The sequence below is a fragment of the Lentiprolixibacter sp. genome (assembly GCF_982873095.1).
In genome coordinates this window covers 1-8,549 of the sequence record NZ_CEYNTP010000113.1, presented here as the reverse complement: position 1 = coordinate 8,549, position 8,549 = coordinate 1, and the positions used below count along the sequence as shown (strand labels likewise).

Genomic DNA, 8,549 nt, shown 5'->3' with positions numbered 1-8,549 from the left:
ATACAGATAATTTAGAACAATAAAAGTATAAAATTAACTGATAATAAAAACATATTTTAATAAGTAAATCTTATTACATTTATACAACAAAAACAGAAAAAAAATGACATTAAATAGTATTGGATTGGATCTGGAAAAGTCCAGGGCATTAGGAGAAGAACTCAACATCTTATTGGCGAATTTCCAGCGGTATTATCAGAATCTCAGGGGAATCCACTGGAACATCAAGGGTAAACGATTCTTTGATCTGCATACCAAGTTCGAAGAATTGTATGATGATGCCAACCTAAAAGTTGATGAGATTGCAGAACGCGTCCTGACACTAGGAGTTACCCCTTTGCACACCTTTGAGGACTATGTTAACAAGGCAACAGTTCCTGTGGGGGAAAATGTGACCAATGACGAAAATGCCATCCGGTTGATCGTTTCTTCCCTGAGGGAGTTGCTGATCATTGAACGCAGGATTTTAACAGCATCTGACGAAGCCAATGATGAAGGGACCAACTCCATGATGAGTGATTTTATCACCGAGCAGGAGAAAACGGTATGGATGATGAAGGCATGGTTAGCGGAGGATATGTAAACAGAGCAGAGAAAAATAAAAAGGCTACCGGGGAGGTAGCCTTTTTTTGTTTCTTAAAACCGAAGCCGTAACTCCACATCCTCGTCAGCAACTTCAAACTTTACTGCGTCGAAAACCGGTGGCCCCATCGTCATATCATTCCCACTAAAGGCATAGGGTTCTGAGGGCATTCCATTAGGCTCGCGGTCCATTCGAAAGTTTTCGTTCTTATCCTGCATCACGGATACGGCATAGATACCTGGCTGTACGTTTTCAAATTTGAAGGACATTTCTCCTGCTTTAGAGGTATCGGAAAAACTGGCAACGCCTTCCCCCCGCATAAAGGTTTCCTGGGTATGCAGGGCCCCGAGGATGTTCCCTTCATCGTTCAAGACATTTTCAAGAACTACAGTTACGGTAACGCCGGTATCGTCCTGTGCGTGAAGGAACATAAAGGAGACGACAAAAATGCTAGTGAGTATCAACTTCTTCATTGTGCTGTGTTTTTAAGGTTACAGGACAAAGATGTTACCTCCTGTTGACAAACTGAAGAATGTTTTCCTGAATTGTAGAAATGTTCTCCTGAATTGTAGAGAAAACCTGACTAGGCCTGCCCAGCTGTCCTGTTTTCTTCATTATCCTCCACGATCAGGCACAGGGCACCGGCCAGGAGCATGCTTACCCCCCCAATGATCAGGGCATAAATGGAAACATTCCCGAAAAACGACTTCAGCATAAAGCCCAGGATCCCTGCGGCTACAATCTGCGGGATCACAATAAAGAAATTGAACACGCCCATATAATATCCCATCTGCTGAGACGGGAGGGCGCTGGACAGCATGGCATAGGGCATGGATAATATACTGGCCCATGCAATTCCCACCCCTATCATCGATACCAGCAACAGGCTGGGGTCTGAGATAAAATAAACAGAGATCAGGCCGATACCGCCTATGGCCAAGGCCAGCAGGTGGGTAACCTTTCTGCTTAATTTCTTGGCCACCACAGGCAACAGGAAGGCCACAAGGGCTGCTATGCCATTGTAGACAGCGAAACATATCCCTACCCAGTCGGCCCCTTCATTATAGATTTGGGAGGTGGTATCTGAGGTTCCATATACATGGCTGGTCACCGCCGAAGTGGTGTAGATCCACATGGCAAAAAGCGCAAACCAGGAAAAGAACTGTACAAAAGCAAGTTGGACCATGGTTTTTGGCATTTTAAAAATACCCATAAAGGACTCGCCCAGTCCCTGGAAGACACCGCGTTCTGCGTTTTCGGCTTTCAGGGCTTCAATGTCATCTGGTGGGTACTCTTTGGTTTTGAAAACTGTCCACATCACCGCGCAGAAATACGCGATGCCCCCAAGGTAAAAGGAGAGCTTTACCGAATCCGGGATGCCCCCGTCGGGAGAGACGTTACTTACACCAAACCAATTGGTCATCACGTAGGGGAGGGCAGAGGCGATGATGGCCCCAAGGCCGATAAAAAAACTTTGCATGGCAAACCCGCTGGTCCGTTGTTCATTGGGGAGCATGTCCCCTACGAAGGCCCGGAAGGGCTCCATACTGATGTTTATTGAGGCGTCCATCAGCCATAGCATGATCACTGCCATCCACAATACCGTGGAGTTGGGCATAGCAAAGAGGGCGATGGTCGCAAGGATAGCCCCAATGGCAAAGAACGGCCGGCGCCGTCCCCATTTTTTATGCCAGGTACGGTCACTGTAGTATCCTATAATGGGTTGTACAAGCAGGCCCGTTACAGGCGCTGCCAGCCATAGTATGGGCAATTCGTCCTTAGACGCCCCAAGGGTTTCAAAGATGCGGCTAACATTGGCATTTTGAAGGGCAAAACCGAATTGTATGCCCAGAAAACCGAAACTCATATTCCAGATTTGCCAGAAGGAAAGTCGCGGTTTGACCGAGCTGATGGAGATTTGTGACATAATAGTTTGTTTGGTTTGTAAGCTCTTGCTCGAGCCGACCTAAATTAGGATTTTTATTTGATTAGAGGGGAAACCATGGGATTTTTCGATCAGTCAGGTTAAGCAGAATGATCCCGAAATAAGGGGGGCTGGTTTACAAAATCAGATCTTAAAAAAATCGATGAACGGTAAAATTTTAACATTTATGCTGTTAAAATGATACGTTTTGCTGCAGTTGATCGAAAAAAATTGTCTGTTTGTCCCTAGTCACTATCTTCGAAGGACAAATCTTACTAAAACTTTAAAAAACACTAAAACTACTTCCTTCTGGGAAATCCTTACATTTTTTATTACTCTTGGCGGTTGACATATTCAGTTTTCCCGGAGGGATAAGTTTTGGTGTAAAACAGCTTTCACAGCACTTTAAAGTTTAGATTTCTTTCCAGACCTTTTCGATCAATTTTTTTGTGGCCCTGATCCCTTCAGGTTCTGACATATGCTTTCCTTCAAACTCAATTCCAATATGTCCGGTATAGCCGAATTTCTTCACAATTTTAAGCATCTGCTGGTAATTGATGCGGGATTCCTCACCCAGCTCATCGAAGGAATAGGCTTTGGCACTTACTCCTTTGGCATAGGGCATGAAAAGCGATACCCCCCGGTAAGGGTCAAAGATATGTTCACAAAAACCCTGTGTGCTGCCCCATTCTGCAGAGAGGCACCAATTGCCGAAATCCGGTAGCGTACCCAAATACGGATGGTTGATTTCCTTGATCACCGCGACTATAAACTCGGCATCTGAAGTGTGCAGGCCATGGTTTTCCACAAGGACATTGATCCCAACGGATTCCCCGTACGCGGCAAGTTCCCCGAGTCCGTCAACAAGCGCGGCCTGCAACTTTTTACGGCTTCCTTTTCCGAAAGCATTTACCCGGATAGAATGCCCGCCCAACAACTTTGCTGCTTCGATCCATTTGTAGTGGTTTTCCACAGCTACCTTCCGTTGTGCATCATTCTTATTGCCTAGTTCCCCTTCATCATCCACCATGATGAGCAGACTACTAACCCCTTCATCATCTGCCCTACGCCGCATATTGTTCCAGAATGCCGCATCGCTACCCTTGTCGGCATAGAAGGCGCTTACATATTCAACGGCCTGGATATCGTAGTCTGTTTTGGCAATGCGTGCAAAGTTCAGGGGATCGAGTTCGCCGGAAAAAAAGGCACGGTTCAGGGACCATTGGGCCAGTGATATTTTTATTGACGCCTGGTTAAAAAAATCAATATGCATCCCCTGCCCAAAGGCTAGCGGGCTGCAAAGGGCTGCGCTCCCTAAAACCGTATTTTTTATGAATTCTCTTCTGTTAGACATGACTATTCTATGGCCGGGTCATTTCGCTTTGCCACGATTTCCACGATCCAGTAGATCAGTTGCCCCAGACCACTAACAAAAACAAAGAGTAAAATCCAGAGGAGCAATAAGTTGTTTTTCTTTAGGTTGGGGTTTTGTACCGCATGAACGATATAGAAAATAAGGCTGGCCAGCGAAAGGATGATCACCAGGAACAGTACAATAAAGAATCCGCCCAGCCAGCTGAATATGAGTTCAGGCGGACCATCGTGGGCGCGTTCAAGCTCGGGAATATTGCTCAGTACAGAAAAAAGAAAGGCAAAGTAGCCCAACATGATGATGAAAAAAATGATGATGGGTGAGAGGGCAAAAAAAGCCTGCCAGAATTTGTTGTGTATCATTTGAGTCAGGTTTTGTGTTTCCTTAAAGTTAATCAAAATTTGGGTTATCAGCCCACCCTTCTGGGCAAAACAAAACCCGGGAAATCCCGGGTCTTGCCAGTTGGTTGGTTGTTATTTTTCGGGGCTATTGTCTGCTGGCTGCTTCGATCCTGGAGCTAAGACCACTCAGGTCTTCCCGGTATACCCATAGCTCGTGCCGCTCCCCGTCTGTGGTGTTTTCAATCGTCTTCATAAATTTACCTGCACTGCCTTCTCCGTGCACGGCTTCAAAATCCTGAAAGAAGGTGTCTTGTTGTCCCATCCAGGAGGAACTGCCAAAAAAGTCTACCCAGGCAAAATCGTTGCCCTCCATATTCGCCATTTCGTTTGTGTAGATACCATAGATCTGGTCAGGTCGCTTTTCCTTGTATACCTGCTGTACCTGCTCCACCGCACTAATAAATTCCATATCCCTGAACCTTTTCACATCCACGACAAATACCAGCAGGTTTTTAAGGTCGAAATCCTTAGAAAAGTTCGACCTTTCCGCATGGAAACGCCAATAGTTCACTTCGCCTTCTGCTTCAACATAGGCCAGTACATTGGTGTTCCAGTCTTCGTCGTGCCCTTCCATGGCCGGGCGGTTGTCAAAGGCAGCCCATGGAATGGGACCCATATTCCAGACGTATTTTCCCGCATTTTTTCCGTTCGATATCCAGTACACCCGTGCCCCATAGGTATCATCCGCATGGAATTTCTTGTTATGGGCGGCCATACCGGCTTCGAATTTGCTCACATCCTCCGGATCTACGGTGAGCATGACATTTTCAATTACCGGATAACCTGTGTTTTCCTGAGCAAGCAGGAGGCCTGGAATACATAGTAAGCAAATGATGAGTTTTTTCATTGTTTTGGTTTTTAATGGTTGTATTTAAATTATTTGATGGCCACTACCGCACTGGTAGGACCGTTAAGCCGCATTTTATAACTTTCCCTGAAACCTGCTTCCTTCACCCATTGTGTGAAATCAGCTGCAGTGTAGTCGAACCCCTCATAGGTTTCAATCATCATGTTCAGGGAAACCAGCAGTCCAAAGGCATTTTTCCGCCTGTAGTCATCGATAATGTTTTCAATAACTACCAGCGAGCCCCCGGGAGGGAGCGCTTCATAAGCTTTGGTAATCAGGAATTTCTTGTCCTCCAGTCCCCAGTCGTGCAGGATATTACCCATGGTAAGCACATCAGCCTTAGGGAATGGATCCCTGAAGAAATCACCGGCAACCACTTTCACCCTGGGGTTAAAATCGAGGCGGTCAATGTTCTCCTGGGCTATGGTAGATACTTCAGGCAGGTCAAAGGTGGTACAGTGCATATGGGGTTGCTTAGCCGCCACCTGTGTTGCCAGGTTACCGCCGGCCCCACCGATATCGCAGAGGGTACGATAGGAAGAGAAATCGAACTGTCTGGAAAAGGCCATGAAATTGTGCATCTGAAATCCCCCCATAGCGCTCACAAACTCCCTGAGCCTGGCTTCATCCTTGTATAATTCCTGGAAGAAAGGTTTGTTCCCGCCCTTCACTTCATTCTGCGGTTGCCCGGAACGAAGGGCATCCTCTAAATCATTCCAGAAGGGATACAATCGGTTGTTGCACATCTCCAGTATACCCCCGATATAACTCGCCTTCCTTTTGTTGAGAAAGAGGTCGGTTTCTTTGGTATTGCTATATACAGCAGTCTCTTTGAATCCCTTTCGGTTGAGGAATCCCAGGGCCACCAGTGCATCGAGGAAGTCATACAGTCCCCGGGAATGAATACCTAGCTTATCACCAATCTTTTTTGCTGGTAACGGGCCCTTTCCCAAACGGGTGAAGAGTCCCATTTTTACCGCGGTCAAAAGGGTCTTGGAGGCCCAGAAACCCATCCCTGTCTGAATGATATGGGATGGGTTGGCCTGTTTTTGGTGGGGTGTTTGTTGTTTAACAGTTGTTTCCATGGAAGGCGTTCTATTATTCCCCCTGTGGCGGACTAACTGTGTACCCCAGCTGGTTGTAGAGTTCCATATTATCAAAATAGGCATCCTCCCGTACGGCTATACCGTCGGCGTCAAAGGTCCAGACACTCATACCATGAGTTTCTACAGCCTTGCCTGTAGGGGCATTTCCCATGAATTCCCCTGTATTGGTGCCGGTAACGGTCCAGTTGACATAGGCTTTTCCGTCTTGTAGTGTAGAACTGTCAATGGTTACATTGAAATCCGGGAAGGCCGTATGGAATACATCCATAAAACTGGCGTATTCTTCCTGGTTGTTGGCTATTCGCATTCCATTGGCATTACGGATAACATTGGGTGATGTAACGGAGGCAAAGAGCTCCTTGTCATAATTATTCCAGGCTTCGGCAATTTTCACCTGGTTGGCTAATATAGTCTGTTCTGCTTCCGGGGCATTTTGCATGGCCTGCACCTCTGCAAGAGCACTCAGAAAAATAGAATTGTCCCAGAATCCATGTTCTTCTACGATCTTTCCATCTTTGATATTGACGGTAAGGTGTACCGGGACATCAACTTCCTTCCCGCTGCCTTTTACGGTCGCCTCCCAGACACCCCAGAAATTGACCCAGGTTTTACCTTCATCATCTATTATCATTTCGTAAAATACCGGATCATCCTTAAAGGAATAGGAACTAACCTGTGCGATACTTTCCTGGTGGCCTTCCCCGGCTGCTTTGGCCGTTAGGGCATTTTCCCAGTTGTTGTAATAAATTTTGGCAGTGTCGGCATAGGCAGCATTCCAGGCTTCCCAGTCACCTGCTTCGTAATCAGCCACTAAGGCCTTAACCATGTCGATTTCGGGTCCTGTTGTACTGAAGCGTTCAGGTCCCTGAGGCTGGCATCCACCGATCAGTAAAACGATGAGTACCGCATAAAAGAAATTTTTCATAATGTACTTGCTTTTAAGAGTTAAATGAAACCCCGGAGAATATGGTCGTTCTCCGGGGCAGGTTGGTTTAGTTGGATGGGGTAAATGCCATATCGGGACGCATTTGTCCTACAAATTCTTCATACTTGAGTAAGTGTTCCCAGAGTTCACCCATTACCTTCTGACCGTCTTCACCCATTAACTTTTGATTGTCTGCCCCTCTTTGTGCGTAGTCCACCGGATCCTTTGCGGCTACCGCCACCATGTAGAATTCTCCGCGATTGCCAAATCCGCTTTTGTACACCCGGTAATCAACTTTTGAACCTTTGGCGGCGAACATATCTTTCACAGCCTTTAGTTTTTCCTTTACCACAGCCCGATTGCTCGGGGTGAAATGCAGATAATGGAATTTTCTGTAATTCTCACCTTCTGGCGTTTGTGTAATCCCTCCTGGCATATATGAGAGTTCCTTGTCCAGGTGGATGACATAGTCGTGTTCTGTATCGTAACACTTGTCCATTCGCGCGAAGAGTGCCCCCATTGCTTCTGCACCCATTTTTTCTGCCAGTTCCGGGAAAGGCGTCTTACCCAGATCGGCCATATTATCAACTGGACCCACATAGAGGTATCTGGAATCCGCCGTATTGGTGGTTATCCATCCAGTTCCCTGAATATTATGCGTTTTCAAATGCCCGAGCAATTCCTTGCATACTTCTTCGTATTCCGCTGTCATGTTGGGTTTCACCACATCTTCATGGACCCAGTAGGCCTGGGACTTCTTATCGTCCTGGGCAGAGATTAGGGCTGGAAACAGGAACAAAAGTCCCAGTGTAAGTACTTTGATTTTTAGTGTTCTCATAGTGATCAATGTTTAGGTTATTAATTAATATTTTGGTTGTATTATTCCATATTAGGGGGCAGCAAGACATATCCCAGTTGCTGCAATAGTTCCAGTTCATTGTAGTACACCACTTCCTTACTGATCTTTCCTTCCCCGTCAAAACTCAGGTGGGAAAGACCATTGATGTTCACTTTTTTTCCTGTAGGGGCCACTTCTCCGAATATCCCGATATTGGTACCCTGTGCATTCCAGTGCAGGAAAGCCATGTTATCTTTAAGATAGACTTCGTCTGTGCTGATTTTTAAATCCGGGAAGGCGGTAAAGAACATTTGCAGATGGGCCTTGAGCTCCGTTCTGCCCTGGGCTACCTTTACCCCATTGAGGTGACGCATGAACTGTGAAGCAGTGAGGTCCTCCAAAACTTCAAAATTTTGTTGGTTCCAGCAGGTATCGATCCATGTACGTACCTTGTGTGTCAATAGGTCCTCCCGTTCTCTCTCCTGGTGCTGGTTTTCCCTTTTGCAGGACACCACTGAGGCGATCAAAAAGAGAAGTAAGAAGGACCAATTTT

Annotated in this window: 10 protein-coding genes; 1 reads left to right on the top strand and 9 read right to left on the bottom strand. The window is 46.3% G+C overall.

Annotated elements, in window-relative coordinates; translation table 11 throughout:
- Positions 1-103 precede the first annotated feature (103 nt).
- Positions 104-583, top strand: a complete 480-nt coding sequence (locus AC4E7D_RS08165; RefSeq protein ID WP_490173314.1) for a Dps family protein — start codon at positions 104-106, stop codon at positions 581-583.
- Between the two features lie 53 nt (positions 584-636).
- On the opposite strand, the gene AC4E7D_RS08160 is transcribed toward AC4E7D_RS08165, so the two are convergent.
- From AC4E7D_RS08160 to AC4E7D_RS08120, 9 genes are all read right to left on the bottom strand, one after another.
- Complete coding sequence (locus AC4E7D_RS08160; protein WP_490173313.1) at positions 637-1,056, bottom strand: DUF2141 domain-containing protein; 420 nt, start codon at positions 1,054-1,056, stop codon at positions 637-639.
- Positions 1,057-1,166: 110 nt separating this feature from the next.
- A complete protein-coding gene (locus AC4E7D_RS08155; RefSeq protein ID WP_490173312.1) occupies positions 1,167-2,510 on the bottom strand; it encodes an MFS transporter in 1,344 nt (447 codons plus the stop codon).
- Between the two features lie 409 nt (positions 2,511-2,919).
- Complete coding sequence (locus AC4E7D_RS08150) at positions 2,920-3,861, bottom strand: sugar phosphate isomerase/epimerase family protein (RefSeq protein ID WP_490173311.1); 942 nt, start codon at positions 3,859-3,861, stop codon at positions 2,920-2,922.
- A 2-nt stretch (positions 3,862-3,863) separates the two neighbouring features.
- Complete coding sequence (locus tag AC4E7D_RS08145; protein WP_490173310.1) at positions 3,864-4,241, bottom strand: hypothetical protein; 378 nt, start codon at positions 4,239-4,241, stop codon at positions 3,864-3,866.
- A 124-nt stretch (positions 4,242-4,365) separates the two neighbouring features.
- Positions 4,366-5,127 (bottom strand): hypothetical protein, encoded by a 762-nt coding sequence (locus AC4E7D_RS08140; protein ID WP_490173309.1) that lies wholly within the window; start codon positions 5,125-5,127, stop codon positions 4,366-4,368.
- Positions 5,128-5,156: 29 nt separating this feature from the next.
- Positions 5,157-6,212, bottom strand: a complete 1,056-nt coding sequence (locus tag AC4E7D_RS08135; protein WP_490173308.1) for a methyltransferase — start codon at positions 6,210-6,212, stop codon at positions 5,157-5,159.
- 13 nt (positions 6,213-6,225) lie between these two features.
- Positions 6,226-7,158 carry an ester cyclase gene (locus AC4E7D_RS08130; protein WP_490173307.1) on the bottom strand — a complete coding sequence of 311 codons (933 nt, stop codon included), beginning with the start codon at positions 7,156-7,158 and terminating at the stop codon, positions 6,226-6,228.
- Positions 7,159-7,225: 67 nt separating this feature from the next.
- Positions 7,226-7,996 carry a hypothetical protein gene (locus tag AC4E7D_RS08125; protein WP_490173306.1) on the bottom strand — a complete coding sequence of 257 codons (771 nt, stop codon included), beginning with the start codon at positions 7,994-7,996 and terminating at the stop codon, positions 7,226-7,228.
- 41 nt (positions 7,997-8,037) lie between these two features.
- A partial coding sequence (locus tag AC4E7D_RS08120; protein ID WP_490173305.1) for an ester cyclase occupies positions 8,038-8,549 on the bottom strand: 512 nt, incomplete at its 5' end.